Origin of the sequence: Sphingomonas sp. IBVSS2 (assembly GCF_002127225.1) — a bacterium.
Taxonomy (GTDB): Bacteria; Pseudomonadota; Alphaproteobacteria; order Sphingomonadales; family Sphingomonadaceae; genus Sphingomonas.
In genome coordinates, this window is sequence record NZ_NFUR01000003.1 from 488,286 (window position 1) to 503,849 (window position 15,564).

The 15,564-nt window shown below is 66.5% G+C and carries 13 protein-coding genes; 8 read left to right on the forward strand and 5 right to left on the reverse strand.

Annotated features, from left to right (window positions below; all coding sequences use genetic code 11):
- Positions 1-5: 5 nt before the first annotated feature.
- On the reverse strand, positions 6-1,262 hold the full coding sequence (locus CAP40_RS12585; RefSeq protein WP_086129850.1) for an MFS transporter: 1,257 nt from the start codon (positions 1,260-1,262) through the stop codon (positions 6-8).
- 124 nt (positions 1,263-1,386) lie between these two features.
- Between CAP40_RS12585 and CAP40_RS12590 the strand changes: the two genes are divergently transcribed.
- The 3 genes from CAP40_RS12590 to CAP40_RS12600 all read left to right on the forward strand — a co-directional run bounded on the left by CAP40_RS12590 (position 1,387) and on the right by CAP40_RS12600 (position 4,457).
- Positions 1,387-1,572 (forward strand): hypothetical protein, encoded by a 186-nt coding sequence (locus tag CAP40_RS12590; protein WP_086129851.1) that lies wholly within the window; start codon positions 1,387-1,389, stop codon positions 1,570-1,572.
- Between the two features lie 70 nt (positions 1,573-1,642).
- Positions 1,643-2,602, forward strand: coding sequence for a peptidyl-alpha-hydroxyglycine alpha-amidating lyase family protein (locus CAP40_RS12595; RefSeq protein ID WP_086129852.1), 960 nt, complete (start codon positions 1,643-1,645; stop codon positions 2,600-2,602).
- Between the two features lie 235 nt (positions 2,603-2,837).
- The gene (locus CAP40_RS12600) at positions 2,838-4,457 is read left to right on the forward strand and encodes a serine hydrolase (RefSeq protein ID WP_256924167.1); all 1,620 of its coding nucleotides are present in this window, start codon (positions 2,838-2,840) and stop codon (positions 4,455-4,457) included.
- Positions 4,458-4,491: 34 nt separating this feature from the next.
- Here the strand turns inward: CAP40_RS12600 and CAP40_RS12605 are convergent, their stop codons facing one another.
- Both CAP40_RS12605 and CAP40_RS12610 read right to left on the reverse strand, forming a co-directional pair.
- Positions 4,492-6,135, reverse strand: a complete 1,644-nt coding sequence (locus tag CAP40_RS12605) for an inorganic phosphate transporter (protein ID WP_086129854.1) — start codon at positions 6,133-6,135, stop codon at positions 4,492-4,494.
- Between the two features lie 84 nt (positions 6,136-6,219).
- Positions 6,220-6,717 carry a hypothetical protein gene (locus CAP40_RS12610; protein WP_086129855.1) on the reverse strand — a complete coding sequence of 166 codons (498 nt, stop codon included), beginning with the start codon at positions 6,715-6,717 and terminating at the stop codon, positions 6,220-6,222.
- Between the two features lie 328 nt (positions 6,718-7,045).
- Between CAP40_RS12610 and CAP40_RS12615 the strand changes: the two genes are divergently transcribed.
- Positions 7,046-9,355 (forward strand): ATP-dependent helicase, encoded by a 2,310-nt coding sequence (locus CAP40_RS12615; RefSeq protein ID WP_086129856.1) that lies wholly within the window; start codon positions 7,046-7,048, stop codon positions 9,353-9,355.
- An 11-nt stretch (positions 9,356-9,366) separates the two neighbouring features.
- Here the strand turns inward: CAP40_RS12615 and CAP40_RS20190 are convergent, their stop codons facing one another.
- Positions 9,367-10,305 (reverse strand): hypothetical protein, encoded by a 939-nt coding sequence (locus tag CAP40_RS20190; RefSeq protein WP_144034341.1) that lies wholly within the window; start codon positions 10,303-10,305, stop codon positions 9,367-9,369.
- Between the two features lie 314 nt (positions 10,306-10,619).
- Between CAP40_RS20190 and CAP40_RS12620 the strand changes: the two genes are divergently transcribed.
- Positions 10,620-12,101 (forward strand): serine hydrolase domain-containing protein, encoded by a 1,482-nt coding sequence (locus CAP40_RS12620; RefSeq protein ID WP_086129857.1) that lies wholly within the window; start codon positions 10,620-10,622, stop codon positions 12,099-12,101.
- A gap of 31 nt (positions 12,102-12,132) precedes the next feature.
- Here the strand turns inward: CAP40_RS12620 and CAP40_RS12625 are convergent, their stop codons facing one another.
- Complete coding sequence (locus CAP40_RS12625) at positions 12,133-12,471, reverse strand: WYL domain-containing protein (RefSeq protein WP_256924168.1); 339 nt, start codon at positions 12,469-12,471, stop codon at positions 12,133-12,135.
- A 316-nt stretch (positions 12,472-12,787) separates the two neighbouring features.
- On the opposite strand from CAP40_RS12625, the gene CAP40_RS12630 reads away from it, so the two are divergent.
- From CAP40_RS12630 to CAP40_RS12640, 3 genes are all read left to right on the forward strand, one after another.
- Positions 12,788-13,327, forward strand: a complete 540-nt coding sequence (locus tag CAP40_RS12630; protein WP_086129858.1) for a glycine zipper 2TM domain-containing protein — start codon at positions 12,788-12,790, stop codon at positions 13,325-13,327.
- A 136-nt stretch (positions 13,328-13,463) separates the two neighbouring features.
- Positions 13,464-14,102: a hemerythrin domain-containing protein gene (locus CAP40_RS12635; RefSeq protein ID WP_144034342.1), complete on the forward strand. Its 639-nt coding sequence runs from the start codon at positions 13,464-13,466 to the stop codon at positions 14,100-14,102.
- Positions 14,103-14,165: 63 nt separating this feature from the next.
- On the forward strand, positions 14,166-15,557 hold the full coding sequence (locus tag CAP40_RS12640) for an MFS transporter (RefSeq protein ID WP_086129860.1): 1,392 nt from the start codon (positions 14,166-14,168) through the stop codon (positions 15,555-15,557).
- Positions 15,558-15,564 lie beyond the last annotated feature (7 nt).

Below are 15,564 nucleotides of genomic sequence, written 5' to 3' on the forward strand. Positions count from 1 at the left end.
GTCGGTTACTTGTCCCTTACGAGAAACAGGCCGATCAGGCTGAGCAATCCCGCCCCGGCGAGATAGCAACCGACCCAGGTCAACCCGCCCTGCTTCACCAGCGCCTCGGCGATCAGCGGGGTGAGCCCGCCGCCCAGGATACCGCCCAGGTTGAAGGTAACGGAGACGCCGGTGTAGCGCACCCGTGCCGGAAACAGGCTGGGCAGCCAGCCGCCGAGCGGGCCATAGACGAAGCCCATCACGAACAGCGCGAAGGCCAGCCAGGCCGCGACGCTCGCCAGCGATCCCGGCACCAGCATCAGCGCCATCGCCATGCCGACCGGGATGGTGAAGATACAGCCGAACATCAGCACCGCATTGGCGGTGCGCTTGTCCGCGTTGATCCCCGCCGTGACGATGCCCGCCGCCATGAACAGGATCGCGAGCAGCTCCACCGCCAGGAAGGTCTCGCGATCATAGCCCAGTGTCTTGGTGCCATAGCCGATGATGAACACGGTCGAGATGTAGAACAGCGCGAAGCAGGCGATCGTCCCGACGGTGCCGGCGAAGGTGGCAAGGGCGCTGGTGCGGAACAGCTCGCCGATCGGCACGGCGGGAGGGGCCTCCTTCTCGGTCGCGGCGACGAATTCGGGCGTCTCGGTGATCTTCAGGCGCACCCACAGGCCGAGGAACACCAGCACCGCGCTGGCGAGGAACGGCAGGCGCCAGCCCCATTCGCGGAACTGCGCGTCGTCCATCACCGCGCCCAGGATCAGGAAGAAGCCATTGGCGAAGATGAACCCCACCGGCGCGCCCATCGGCGGAAAGCTGCCATAGCGATTGGCCCAGCCCGGCGGCGCATTCTCTACCGCGAGCAGGCTCGCCCCGCCCCATTCGCCGCCCAGCCCCAGCCCCTGGCCGAAGCGAAGCAGGCAGAGCAGCAGCGGGGCAACCCAGCCGAGCATCGCATAGCCGGGCAGGAAGCCGATCAGCACGGTCGAGACGCCCATCAGCATCAGCGAGGCGACCAGCGTGGACTTGCGCCCCATCCGGTCGCCGAAATGGCCGAACACCAGCCCACCCAGCGGCCGGGCGAAAAAGGCGACCGAGAAGCTGGCATAGCTGGCGAGCTGGGCAATCCAGGGCTCGCTGGCGGGAAAGAACAGGTCCGGGAAGACGATCGCCGCCGCCGTGGCGTAGATATAGAAATCGTAGAACTCGACCGAGGTGCCGACCAGGCTGGCGAACAGGATGCGGCGGTGCGATGCGGCGGCTTTGGTCATGCCCTCTCCCCTTTTGCCTCCTCCTTGGATCGATCCGGCGCAAAGGGAAAGCCCGTTCATCGGCAGGACAGTTTCGCCCGCGTACCGGTGCGCCACCTCAGCGACCGGGCCAGGGAGACGGGCGATGCGCGAATCGGCGGGAAGACGGCTGGCCTATGCCGTATTGTTCGCTGCGCTCGCGGGCTTCATCGTGGCGTTCTGGAACCCGATCGACCATCTGAAGGCCGATCTGCGCGCCGATGGCCAGGGCTTCAAGTTCAGCATCGAGCTGGCGACGCACCTGTTCGAACTGGGCCTGAAGCGGCTCTAGGGCATCGCCATTCCCGCTTTCGCCGGGCCGCTGGTTGCGGATAGGCTCCCGGAACGAACGGGAGGCCGGCATGCATAGCACCAGATTGGCGATCCTCGCCCCGCTGCTCCTGGCCTCCGCGGCGCCCGCACCGCATTATGCCGTCGTCCATGGCTGGCCGGTACTGCCACCGGGCCGCCTGCTCGGCCCCTGCTCGGGCGTGGCGGTGAACGGCAAGGGCGAGGTATTCGTCCTCCACCGCGGCAATCGCGGCACCGATGCCAAGGGGCTCGCGACGCTGAAGGAGCCGGTGGTCGCGGTGTTCGATGCCGCAACCGGCAGGCTGCTGCGCGAATGGGGCGCCGGGCTGTTCGTGGTCCCGCACGGCATCAGCATCGGCCCGAATGGCCATGTCTGGATCACCGATACCGGGTCGAACCAGGTCTTCGAGTTCACTCCCGGCGGCGAGCTGCTGCGCACGCTTGGCGAGCGCGGCGTTGCCGGTGCGGACGCGACGCATTTCGATCGCCCCACCGATATCGCGCCGCTCGCCGACGGCAGCTTCTATGTGGCCGACGGCTATGGCAATTCGCGCGTGATGAAGTTCGCTGCCGACGGGAAGCTGCTTTTCCAATGGGGCACGCACGGTATCGGCCCGGGCCAGTTCGACATCCCGCACGCGCTCGCGATCGATGCCGGGCACCGCGTCTATGTCGCCGACCGGGCGAACGACCGGGTCCAGCTGTTCGACCGGAAGGGCCGCTATCTCGGCGAATGGAAATCATCCTCGATCGGCCGCCCATTCGGTCTGGCGCTGTTGCCCGGTCGCCGCATCGCCATCCTCGACGGGGGCGCGAACCCCGGCAAGGTGCCGGATCATGACGGCGTGACCATCGCCGGCCTGGACGGTCGCGAAATCGCGCATTTCGGCCGCATCGGCAACCAGGACGGCCAGTTCTGGATCGCACACGACATCGCCGCGGACCGCGCCGGCAATCTCTACGTCGTCGATATCGCCGGCCAGCGCGTCCAGAAGTTCGTGCGGCGATAGCGCGCCGGTCACGTCGGTCCTCATGACGGCCGCGGCCGCCGCCGTTCACCGCTCGCACACGACATTCACCGATTCGGCGTTGGCGCGTTGCCGTGATCCGGCTTGAGCGGTCGAGCGATCATCGGAGAGTTCAATGCACCCTGCCCGTCTCGTCACCGCCTTCTCCTGCCTTCTCGTCAGCCTTGCCTCTCCCGCCCGAAGCGCCGGCGTGGAGAGCAGGGACCGCCTATCCGCGATGGTCCGGCAAGATCGGTCTCCAATTGACCTCGATGCGGATTTCGCCTCGCTCGCTCCCACCGCCCCTGGATGCGCGGTGGGGGTGGCGCTCGCCGGAGCAGCCCCGCTGATACGAAGCCATGGCCTGGCCGATCTGGAACATCCGGCGCCGATCACGGCGGAAAGCGTCTTCGAGACCGGTTCGCTCGCCAAGCAATTCACCGCCACGGCGATGCTGATGCTCGCTCAGGACGGGAGGCTGACGCTCGACGACGATATCAGGCGCTACCTGCCCGAAATGCCGGACTATGGCACCCCGATCACGATCCGGCACCTGCTCCACCACACCAGCGGGCTGCGCGAGCAATGGAGCCTGCTGGCCCTGGCCGGCAGGTCTCCCGGGACTCAGGTGCACGGCCAGGGCACGATCCTCGACCTGGCCGCGCGCCAGAAGGCACTGAACTTCGTTCCCGGCACGGAATTCCTCTATACCAACACCAACTACGTCCTGGCAGCGATCATCGTCGAACGCGTCAGCGGCAAGAGCCTGCAGCGTTTCACCGACGAGCGGCTGTTCCAACCCCTCGGCATGACGCACAGCCGGTGGCGAGAGGACTTCCGCACGGTGGTTCCGGGGCGGGCAATGGCCTATGCCGCAGCCGATAACGGCTTCGTCGCCAACATGCCCTTCACCAATGTCCACGGAAATGGCGGGCTTCTCACCACGATCGGCGACCTGCTGCGCTGGAACGCGTTCCTCGACGATCCTTCGCGCCTTCCCGGCGGTCAGGCGCTGGCCGCTGCCCTGCAATCGCCGGGACGCCTGCGGGATGGCACCGCGCTGGAATACGCCCTGGGCCTCGAAGTCACCCGCTCGCATGGGCTGCGCCTCGTCTCCCATAGCGGTTCGACCGGCGGCTACCGGGCGTGGCTGGGCCGCTATCCCGAAAGGCACATCTCGGTCGCGCTGCTCTGCAACAATGGCGGCATCGATCCGGTCGGCCTGGGCGAGAGGGTGGCGGCGCGTGCGCTCCGGGCCGTCGGCCATCGCGGCGAGGATGTCGCAGACACCCCATCGCCGGCGATCCCTGCGACGGCCAGGGTTCTTCGTCGCGACCTGGCGTCATACCAGGGCCTGTTTCGCGACCTCGTCACCGGCGAGTTGGTCGAGACCAGGCTCGTCGATGCAGAACTCAGGCTGCGACAGGGCGAGTCCCAGGCCCTGATTCCCGGCGATGGCGATCAGTTTCGACGCGCCGACGGCGATCGCGTGCGCATCGCCAGGCGCGAAGGCAAGCCGACCGCGCTCACGATCGAGCGAGGGTCGGTGCTCCGGCATTTCGTCGCCGTCGCGCCGGCCAGAACCGACGACGACACGCTGGCAGCCTATGTCGGCACCTATTATTCCGCGGAGCTCGACACGCGCATCTCGGTGGTGCGGCAGGGCGACACCTTGGTCATGCGCCAGCCGTTCGGGATCGAATGGCCGCTGACGCCGAGCTTCGCCGACGGCTTCACCGCGCGGTTGCGCGGCACGACCGGTTTCGTCTTCACGCGCGGGCTCGACGGCAAGGTCGACGGCGTTGCCGCCTGGGCGAACGGAGTCCGCAACCTGCGGTTCGCGCGGCAGCCTGGCTGAAGTCGCGAGGGGTGAAACGGGCGGAGCGCGCCGCTCAGAGCCCGAACGTCTTCACCGCGGTCAGCATCAGCCAATAGAGGCCGCCCGAGAGCAGCATCGCCGCCGGCAGGGTGAGCAGCCAGGCCAGCGCCAGGTTGCGCACCGTGCGGGCCTGCAGGCCCGCGCCGCTCGCCACCGAAGCACCGGCAACGCCCGAGGAAAGGATGTGCGTGGTCGACACCGGCAGGCCGAAGCGATCTGCTGCCAGGATCGTGCCCGCCGCCACCAGTTCGGCCGAGGCGCCCATGGCATAGGTCATGTGCTGCTTGCCGATCTTCTCGCCGACGGTGACGACGATTCGCTTCCACCCGATCATCGTCCCCAGCCCAAGCGCCAGCGCGACGACGATCTTCACCCAGAGCGGGATGAAGCGCGTGCCGGCCTCAAGGCTCTTTTGATAGTCGGCCAGCGCCTTCAGCTCGGCAGGCTGGAAACCCTCCGGCTTCTTGGTGACGAGCTTGGTCGAGTCGAGCACCAGATACATGTCGTTGCGGACATTGCCGGTGGCTTCCGCCGGCACCTTGCTCAGCGAGCCGAAGCTCTGGACGCGGGCGGTGAGATCCTTCGAAAGCCCCTCGAGCGCGGCGAACACCTGCGGGCTCTCCGCCTTGCGCTGCTGCAGCGCGGCGGTGAGCACGGCACGCGCCTGGACCGGTGCCATGTCAGGCAAGCCGCGGCTATGCGCATCGAACGCGGCCGAAGCGGTATTGGCGGTCTGGACGAAGGCCGGAGTCGCGCTCGCCGGCAGCGTGCGGTTGAGCGCATAGGCCGTCGGCGCGCAGCCGATCAGGATCAGCATGATCAGGCCCATGCCCTTCTGGCCATCGTTCGAGCCATGGCTGAACGAGACCGCGGTGCAGGTGAAGATCAGCGCGCTGCGAATGCCCAGCGGCGGCGCGGTGTGCGGCATCGGCGAGGTGTAGAGCTTCGGATTGCGCAGCACCGCGCGCATCACGAGCAGCAGCAGCACCGCCGCGAAGAAGCCGATCAGCGGCGCCATCCACAGGCCGGTGAGCACTTTCTGCGCCTGGCTCCAGTCGACGCCGGCGGTGCCACCGCGCGAACCGGCCTGGATCAGCTGGTTGGCGAAGCCCACGCCCAGCACCGAGCCGATCAGCGTGTGCGACGACGAGTTGGGCAGGCCGACATACCAGGTCCCCAGGTTCCACAGGACCGCCGCGAGCAGCAGCGCGAAGATCATCGCGAAGCCGGATGCCGAGCCGACATTGAGGATCAGGTCCACCGGCAGCAGCGTGATGATCGAATAGGCGACCGCGCCGCTCGACAGCATCACGCCCAGGAAGTTCCAGAAGCCCGACCAGACCACCGCGAAATGGGCCGGCATCGAATTGGTGTAGATCACCGTCGCCACGGCATTGGCGGTATCGTGGAAGCCGTTCACGAACTCGAAACCGAGCGCGATCAGCAGCGCCAGCGCGAGGAACAGGAACACGCCGGTGGCAAGCTCCTCCCCCACGCCGTGCGTGTCGGTCAGCACGCTCCAGCCGGCAAAGGCCAGCCCGCCCACCATGATCGCCGCGAAGAGCAGCTTGGCGAGGGGATGGGTTTTGTAGTCGAATCGGGGGCCCTGCTGCGGTTGGTCAACCGGCGGGGCTTGGTCCAGAGCGAGTGATGCCATGATATGCGCGCCTCTGGCCGGAGGGTGTGACAGCCATATGACAAACGCATGACATGGCGAAGGATCACGCCGAAACGAACTGCTTCAGAAATGGACCTGCATATAGGCCTTGGGTCCGGGCTTGATGCCGCGATTGCCGCCGGGCAAGCTCATGAATCCGCGCCCGCGCAGCCGCCGCAGCCAGGCAAATCCCATCTCGACATGGTCCGACGCCTCGAAGCTCAGCCGCGCGCCGGCATAGTGCCGCGCATCGCGCACCACCCCGCGATCGGCATCGAAGCGCGGCGCCTGGGCATAAGCGCTCAGGCCCAGCCAGGCATGCCCGATCACTTCCTTCTGCAGCGAGAAGCCATAGGTGGAGCGCGTCTCGTCGGCCCGCCAGCTTTCGTTGCTGCCCCGCACGGTAGCGGAAGTGCGCAGCCACAGGCCCGATGCCCGTTCCTCGGTCTTCACGCGAATTTCCGGCTGCAGCACCAGATAGGCGGCCTGCGCCGCGGCGACGGCCTGACCCTGTGCCGGCATGGCGGCAAGGATCGTCCCCACCGCCAGTCCGATCGCGCCGGTTCGAACAACAACCCCCATGCCGAGCCCCCAGACAGGCATTACGCCGCCGAATCCTCCCGGCGACGCCGAGACATTATTGCTGAAATGTTTCCAATGCCAGCTTATATTGTTTCCAGCCTCAGCCCTGCTCGCGCAGCAGCTCCTCGATCGCCTGAATCGCCCCGGCGAAGCGCAGCTGCGTCCGCCTCTACTCGGCGATCTGCGCGTCGAGCGTCCTCAGCCGCTCCTCGAGCAACTTCCTGTCCATTCGTGCCTCCCCGATCGCTGGGGCGCGACGATCCCGGGATCACGCGCCACTGGCAATCCGCCATTGCCTCACCCGCCCGCGTTCCCTACCTGTTCGCGGATGACTCTGCCTGTCGAGACCGATGCCAACGCCCCCTATCTCCAGGGCCTGAACCCGCCCCAGCGCGAGGCGGTACTGACGGCCGAGGGGCCGGTGCTCGTGCTGGCCGGCGCGGGCACGGGCAAGACCGCGGCGCTCACCGCCCGCCTCGCCCATCTGCTCTGGACCCGCCGCGCCTATCCCAGCGAGATCCTGGCGGTCACCTTCACCAACAAGGCGGCGCGCGAGATGAAGGAGCGCGTCGGCCGTCTCGTCGGCGCGGCGGTGGAGGGCATGCCCTGGCTCGGCACCTTCCACGCGATCGGCGCCAAGATGCTGCGCCGCCATGCCGAGCTCGTCGGCCTGCAGTCCAATTTCACCATCCTCGATACCGACGACCAGCTTCGCCTGATCAAGCAACTGATCCTCGCGGCGGACCTCGACGAGAAGCGCTGGCCCGCCCGCCAGCTCGCCGGGCTGATCGACGAGTGGAAGAACAAGGGCCTGACGCCCGCCGAGATCGGCGCGGGCGAGTCCGAACGTTATGCGAATGGCCGCGGCGCCGCGCTCTACCATCTCTATCAGGAGCGGCTGAAGGCGCTCAACGCCTGCGACTTCGGCGACCTGCTCCTCCACATGCTGGTGATCCTCAAGACGCACCGCGACGTGCTGGAAAGCTATCAGCAGCGCTTCCGCTACATATTGGTCGACGAGTATCAGGACACCAACGCCGTCCAGTATCTCTGGCTTCGCCTCCTCGCCCAGGAGCGCAAGAACATCTGCTGCGTCGGCGACGACGACCAGTCGATCTATTCGTGGCGCGGCGCGCTGGTCGAGAACATCCTGAAGTTCGAGAAGGACTTCCCTGGGGCAAAGGTGATCAGGCTCGAGCAGAATTACCGCTCGACCCGGCATATCCTCGCCGCCGCATCGGGCGTGATCGCCAACAATAGCGGCCGCCTCGGCAAGACGCTGTGGACCGACAAGGACCAGGGCGAGAAGGTCAAGGTGCTTGGCGTGTGGGACGGCCCCGAAGAGGCCCGGCGCGTCGGCGAGGAGATCGAGGGCGCCCAGCGGGGCGGCAAGAGCCTCGACGACATGGCGATCCTCGTCCGCGCCCAGCACCAGACCCGCGAATTCGAGGACCGGTTCATCGCGATCGGCCTGCCCTATCGCATCATCGGCGGCTTCCGCTTCTATGAGCGCCAGGAGATCCGCGACGCCCTCGCCTATCTCCGCGTCGTGGCGCAACCGGCGGACGATCTCGCCTTCGAGCGCATCGTCAACGTTCCCAAGCGCGGCCTGGGCGACAAGGCGCTGGCAAAGGTCCACCAATATGCCCGCGCCGAGGGAATCCCGCTCACCACCGCCGCCGCGCGCATCCTCGACACCGACGAGCTGACGCCCCAGGCCCGCCGCGCGCTCGGCAACCTGGTCGGCGACATGGCGCGCTGGCGGGGCATGGGCAACGACCTCCAGCATCCGGACCTCGCCCGCATCATCCTCGACGAGAGCGGCTATACCGCGATGTGGCAGGCCGACCGCACCGCCGAGGCTGCCGGACGGCTCGAGAATTTGAGCGAGCTCGTCCGCGCGATGGAGGAATATGAGACGCTCGGCGCCTTTCTCGAGCATGTCTCCCTCGTCATGGACAATGAGGGACAGCGCGACGAGCCCAAGGTGACGATCATGACGATCCATGCCGCCAAGGGGCTGGAGTTCGACACCGTGTTCCTAGCCGGCTGGGAGGAAGGCATCTTCCCCTCGCAGCGCGCCCTCGACGAGGGGGGGCTCGCCTCGCTGGAGGAGGAGCGCCGGCTGGCCTATGTCGCGATCACCCGCGCGCGGCGCCAGGCAACCATCCTCCACGCCGCCAATCGCCGCATCTACGGCCAGTGGAATTCGAGCATCCCGAGCCGCTTCGTGGCCGAACTGCCCGAGGCGCATATCGAGAGCGAAAGCACGATGACCGGCGGCGCCTCGCTATGGCAGGCGAACTGGAGCGAGCGCAGCGATCCCTTCGCGGACGTATCACGCGGGACCGGGCGCGGCCCGGGCTGGCAGCGCGCCGCGGGGGTGGACATGAAGAACCCCGGCGGCAGCTTCACTTCGCGAACGTTCAGCCGCGAACCGGCCCGGGTGGTGGAAAGCCGCGCCTCGGCGGTGAGCTTCGGCGCCAAGCCGCGCGACGACCTGTCGCTGGGGATGCGCGTGTTCCACCAGAAGTTCGGCTATGGCGTGATCGCCGAGATCGAGGGGAACAAGCTCGAGATCGACTTCGAACAGGCCGGGCGGAAGCGGGTCATGGATTCGTTTGTGACGGTGGGGTGAACCCATAAAGGCTATTCACACGAATATCCCAGCTTATTTATGATGTCTTTGGTTATAGGTGATGATGCGCGAAAAATAGCGCCGTCATCCACCGCAAGGACAGCCTCGACAACATTCTTCCTGACATCCTCCCGGGAAATACCAGTCCTCGGGGGCTGGAACGCAAAATCGACTCTCGATTTCTGCGTTCCGATATTGACTATTCTAACGTCAGCAATTCCATCGCCCTTGGCCAGGAGAGAATATATTTTCTCGACATGATCGGAGTTCACCTCAGCCGAAAGCCCATAAATATATGGCTTACTTGCAATGCTCCTTGCCTGCGACACCCCATTATTGACAATATTTCCGATATTTCTCTTTATTTCTATGATATCACTAGCAAGTTCACTAAGATCAACTTGATGCGTTCCGAGTTGAGTAACTTCGATAGGGCCAAATTGCTGCAAATACCCCCTGTACCCCGCCTGCCGTGAAACCTCTACCGTGGACTTTATTGCCGAAGTCAATTTCAGTTTGAATTCAGATATCATGTTGAATCTGAGGGTTTTTGGATAAACTATATGCTTTATCGGCGATATATCGAATGTGAAAGGCGTCTCGTCGTCGGTGATTATTATCACCGGCTTTTCAAATGAGAGGCGCATTCCCAATTCGAAGAATACATTTGGGTTTCTGGCGCTGACATCGCATATCACGATAGGGTCGTTGTATAGATTTTCGATAATGTTTGCGACGATTATACCCGCGTTGTCACTATCACTGACAAGTCGAAGTTGATAACCGGCACGAAGGGTGGCCTCTGCCACAATCTCATGCACATCATTCCAATGCGATGCGAGATACCCTTCGACAGGCGTTATCGGACGCACAAATCCGCAGAATGACAGCTTATCCTCGGACTGCTCCGCCATGGGCTTTGTTTTGCTATTCAAGGTAACCTTGGCCATTTCTTTTCCTCTGCCCGAAGCGGATTAGACGAAACTCATACCTGAAGGTCAAGGGCCGCCCGTCAGCCAGATCTGCACGGCGGTAGCGGGGGCTGCTCGATCCGCGATTTTAGCGGCCTTCATTGCAACGATCTGCGCGCCGTTTTCTGCTTCAGGCTATTCGCCGAATTCGCTATCGATTTCGCCCGAGCCCGCCTCCGGCGCCCCTGCCCTGCGGGCAACTCCCCGCGAACGCCTCCGTGTATTACACAGGCAATACGCCCTTGACACCCGCCGCGCTACATCTGTAGCCCTGGTCGGGAAGGGATGATCTCATGCAGCGTTCGCACCAGCCCACCGATCTCAACCGCCGCAGGCTCCTCGCGCTGGTGCCCGCCACCGCCGGCGCCGCGCTGCTCCCCGGCATCGCCCGGGCCGCGGCCCCCGATCCGGTCCAGGCGCTGGTCGATGATTTCGTGCGGAGCGGCACGGCGCCCGGCGTCTCGGTCGCGGTGATCCGCGACGGCAGCCCCCGCTTCTACAATGCCGGCGTCGTCTCGCGCACGACCAACGCCCCCACAACCGAGCATACCGTCCATGAGATCGGCTCGATCTCCAAGACCTTCACCAGCCTGCTCCTCTCCCATGCGATCGGCGAGGGCCGCGCCCGCACCGACGACGATGTCCGCAAGCATCTGCCGCCGGGCTATGACAATCTCGTCCGCGACGGCCGCCCGATCCGCATCGCCGACCTGGTCACCACCACTTCGGCGCTGCAGGACAATCTGCCCGATTGGAGCGGCCTCCTCGGCAAGGTGCCGCCCGAGCAACTCCTCGCCGAAGTGTCGAAGTTGGCCAGGGGCTATGACCCGGCAAATTTCCTCACCGACCTCAAGTCGGTGAAGCTGCTCGACGTGCCCGGTCGCATGCCGCGCCATTCGAACACCGCCTCGCAGCTTCAAGGCGTGCTCGCCGAACGCCTCTACGGCCAGCCCTATGACGCACTGCTCGCGCGCTTCATCGAGAAGCCGCTCGGCATGCGCGCCGGCGGCGGCCCCGTCCCGCCCGCCCTGCTCGCCACCGGCTACAGCAGCAAGGGTGCCGAAGCACCGCCGCTCGACATGCCGGCGATCCGCGCCGCGGGCGGCCTGCGCTATTCGGCGGTGGACATGGCGCGCTACATCACAGCGCAGATCGCCGCACGCGACCCCGCCATCGCGCGCACGCACCAGCCGCTGTTCGGCACGCCCGAGACGAGCGCGATCGGCTTCCACTGGGTGATCGCCAAGACCGCCGACAGCCAGACCTATCTGCGCCATTCGGGCGGCACCTTCGGCCAGTCGAGCTATTGCGCCTTCCATCCGGCCCGGCGCTATGGCGCGGTCGTCCTCGCCAATGGCGGGGGGCTGGAGGGCACCAGCCAGGCGCTCGCCGACGCGATCCACGCGTCCCTGTTCGGCCCGCCACGCGGCCTGAAGGCGCTCGAGGCGGCGCTGGAAGCGAGCGGCTATGCCGATGTCACCGCCACGATCGCGGCGACCAAGGCGCGCTTCCCCGAGCTGCACCTGACCGAGGATCACATGATCGCCTGGGGCTATCGCCTGCTTGCCGCGTCACCCCGGGCCGCGCGCGGCATCTTCGCCTGGGCCGCGGCGCAATTCCCGGACAGCTGGAACGCGCATGACAGCCTGGCCGAGGCGCTCGCCGCCACCGGCGACAAGACCAGCGCGATCGCGGAATATCGGCGCTCGCTCACGCTCAATCCGGCCAATGACAATGGGACGCAGATGATCGGGAAGCTGGAGAAGGCGCCCTAGCGACGGGGTTCCGGCACGACCAGTCCGTGGCTCAGGCCACCGCCATCAGAGTCTCGCCCCGATATTTCTCGAGGCCGGGATCGAACAGCGCGCTCGGCACGAATGTCTGCTCCAGCACCGCCACGTCCTTCAGCCCGTCGAGCTTGAACGTGCCGATCTTCTCCTCGCGCGGCGGCAGGCCTTCCTTGGAGACGACGACGGCATCGACATGGAGCGCATCGTGGCGCGTGTACAGGATATGCGGGGCGAGGATCATCGCGGTGCGATTATAGGTCGCGGCCAGGCATTTCTGGCGCACGATCCCTTCCAGCACCATCGGCGTGATCGGCGCGGGAGCGACGGGCGGATCGACTTCGTGACTCAAGAACATGCACCCTTATGGCAATTTCTGCTGCGGCGCAGCAAGGCCCTGGCTTTCGATATGGCATTCTCGTTGCCATCGGATCGTCGCATCGCCCCTGTCCTCTCCTCCACCTGCGCTGCGGGACCGCGCGCGGCTTGCCAACCATCCAGAGCTCCACAGGTTGCATCATGCGGCATGGCCGCCATGCCGGCGCCGGCACGATCCGCCTCGGTTCCTTGCGGTTCCGGCGCATCGGCACCGTCCGTTCAGCACGGCTTCACGCGCATGTCCGGAACGTTTCAGCGTCCCTGGCCGTATGGGCCTTCGGGAAGGAGAAGACACAATGAAGCATCTGGTAACCCTCGCCGCGGTCGCTGCGGCCAGCCTGGCCGTCGCCACGCCGGCGATGGCGCAGCGCGGCCCCGTCTACGGGCAGGACGAGGAGGCCCGCTTCGACGCCGCGCAGCAGCGCTTCGAGCGGGAATATGATCAGTTCCAGCAGGCGCTCGAGCGGTATCGCGCCTACAAGTCACGCCCGATCGCACCGACGCCCCCGCCCCCGCCGCCGCGCGGCGGCTATCCGGGCTATGACCCGCGCGACGACGACTATTACGATGCTTCCCGCGACTATCGCGCGCCGCCCCCGGGCTATCAGGAGCGCGTGCTGACCCAGGACGATCGCATCTATCGCGGGCAGGACGGCAAATATTACTGCAAGCGCTCGGACGGCACGACCGGCCTGATCGTGGGCGCCGCGGCGGGCGGCCTGTTCGGCAACGTCATTGCCGGCGGACGCTCGAAGACGGTGGGCACGCTGCTCGGCGCAATCGCCGGCGGCGCGCTCGGCAGCTCGGTGGACCGCGACCAGGTCCGCTGCCGCTGACCCGGTCGGAGGCCCCGTCGCCGCGGCGGCGGGGCCTCCGTAGCTTCCCCGATGGGGACAGCTCCTGAGCCGCGACTTCACGCCCATGCAGGCATGATGCGCTCATATGGGGGATATGAGGAGTCGCGCCATGCCCGTGGACCGCGTGCTGCGGCAGCACGGCCATATTCTGGCCAATGCCGATGCGCTCGAGGCGCTCGTCTCCGGCCCGCGGCCCGCGAGCGTCGAGGGGCTGGGCTTTCGGCGCTGGCTGTTCACACGCGACCTGCTGATGCATTTCGCCAGGATGGAAGGGCAGGTCTATGCCCCCCTGATGGACGAGGTTGGCGGCGAGGTGGCGCACGTGGCGAGCCATGCGAGCGCGGAAACCGCCGCCCTGGTCGCCGCCTTCCGCGAGCACGTCACGCGCTGGCACGGTTTCCCGAGCGAGGCGCAATGGGGCATCTATGCCCGCTCGACTCACTGGCTGACGGCGCGCATCCGCGAGCGGCTCGAAGGTGAGGCGACCGATATCCTGCCGCTGCTTTCCCGGCTGCCCGTCGACGACCAGGGCGCCTGCCCCGGCAAGCCGGACCATCGCTATGTCGCCGATGCATGGGAAATTCGCGAACTGATCTTCGGCGGGGCGAAGCCGGCCGCCGGGCCGGCCCGAGTCGGATCAGTGCCAGAAGATCAGGATCAAAAGGATGATCGGAATCGGGATGCCGAGCAGCCACAACAAGATGCCTTTGCCCATATAGAGCCTCCAAGTATTTGGTTTCGATTGCGAAAATAACCATCGGCGCGCGATGCGGGTTCCACTGGAACCTAGCGGCGGGTTGAGGCACTGAGCGGATGAATGACCGACGGCCTTCCCTTGCCGCGCCGCACGCTCGCCATTACCGCCGTCTCGTTCGGCACGGCGCTGGTGGTGATCGACGGCGCGATCGCCACCGTGGCATTGCCCACCATCGCCAGGGACCTGCACGTCGACAGTTCGGCGGCGGTCTCGGTCGTCACCGTCTACCAGCTGACGCTGGTGATGCTGCTCCTGCCCTTTGCCGGGCTGGGCGAGCGGATCGGCCTCAAGCGGATGTACCAGGTCGGCCAGCTGGTCTTCACCGTGGCGACGATATTGTGCTTCTTCGCCGAGAGCCTGCCGTTCCTGCTCATCGTCCGGACGGCGCAGGCGGCGGGCGCGGCGGCGGCGCTCAGCGTCTCCTCGGCGCTGATCCGCCGGATCTATCCCGCGAAACATCTGGGCCGTGGGCTCGGCATCAATTCGGTGGTGGTGTCGAGCTCCGCCGCGCTCGCGCCCACCCTTGGCGGCCTGGTGCTGGCGGTTGGCCCCTGGCCCTGGGTGTTCGCCTCGGCGGTGCCCTTTGCCGTCGCCAGCCTGTTGTTCGGCCGCGCCCTGCCCGACACGCCCGCGCGGGACGAGCCGTTCGACGTGCTGGGGGCGCTGCTGTGCGCCGGCATGTTCGGGCTGGTGATCGGCGGCCTGGAGAGCGCCGTGCATGGCGACAGCCCCGTGGTCTCCGCGGCGGTGGTCGTCGCCGGCGCGGTGATCGGCCTGTTCTTCGTCCGCCGCGAGATGCGCGAGCCCAAGCCGATCCTGCCGGTCGACCTGCTCACCCGGCCCGTGCTCGCCCTCTCGGTGGTCGGCGCCTATACCGCCTTCATCGCCACGATGACGCTGCTCCTGTCGCTGCCCTTCCGGCTGCAGCACGGCTATGGCTTCGCCCCGTCCGAGGTCGGCGCGGTGATCGCGCCCTGGCCGCTTACCACCATGATCGTCGCGCCGCTTGCCGGCTCGCTGTCGGACCGCTATCCCGCCGGGGCGCTGGGCGGGATCGGCATGGTCGTCGCGGTGACCGGGCTGCTCTTCCTCGCCTTCCTGCCCGTGGATCCCAGCTGGTTCGACATCGCCTGGCGCATGTCGCTCACCGGGGCCGGATTCGGCATGTTCCTTTCGCCCAACGCCCGGCTGATCATCGGCTCGGCCCCGATCGATCGCGCGGCCGCGGCCGGCGGGCTCATCTCCACCACCCGCATGGTCGGGCAGACGACCGGCGCCACGCTGGTGGCCGCGCTGCTTGCGATCGGCATCGGCGGGGGCACGGTGCCGCCCCTGGTGGCGGCCGGCCTCGCCGCCATTGCGGGCCTGTGCAGCCTGGCGCGCCTGCGCCCCGCCATCCGCAACCCGCGCTTCGCCGAGACCGAGGACGTCCAGCCCGCCAAGCTGCGCTGACGGACCT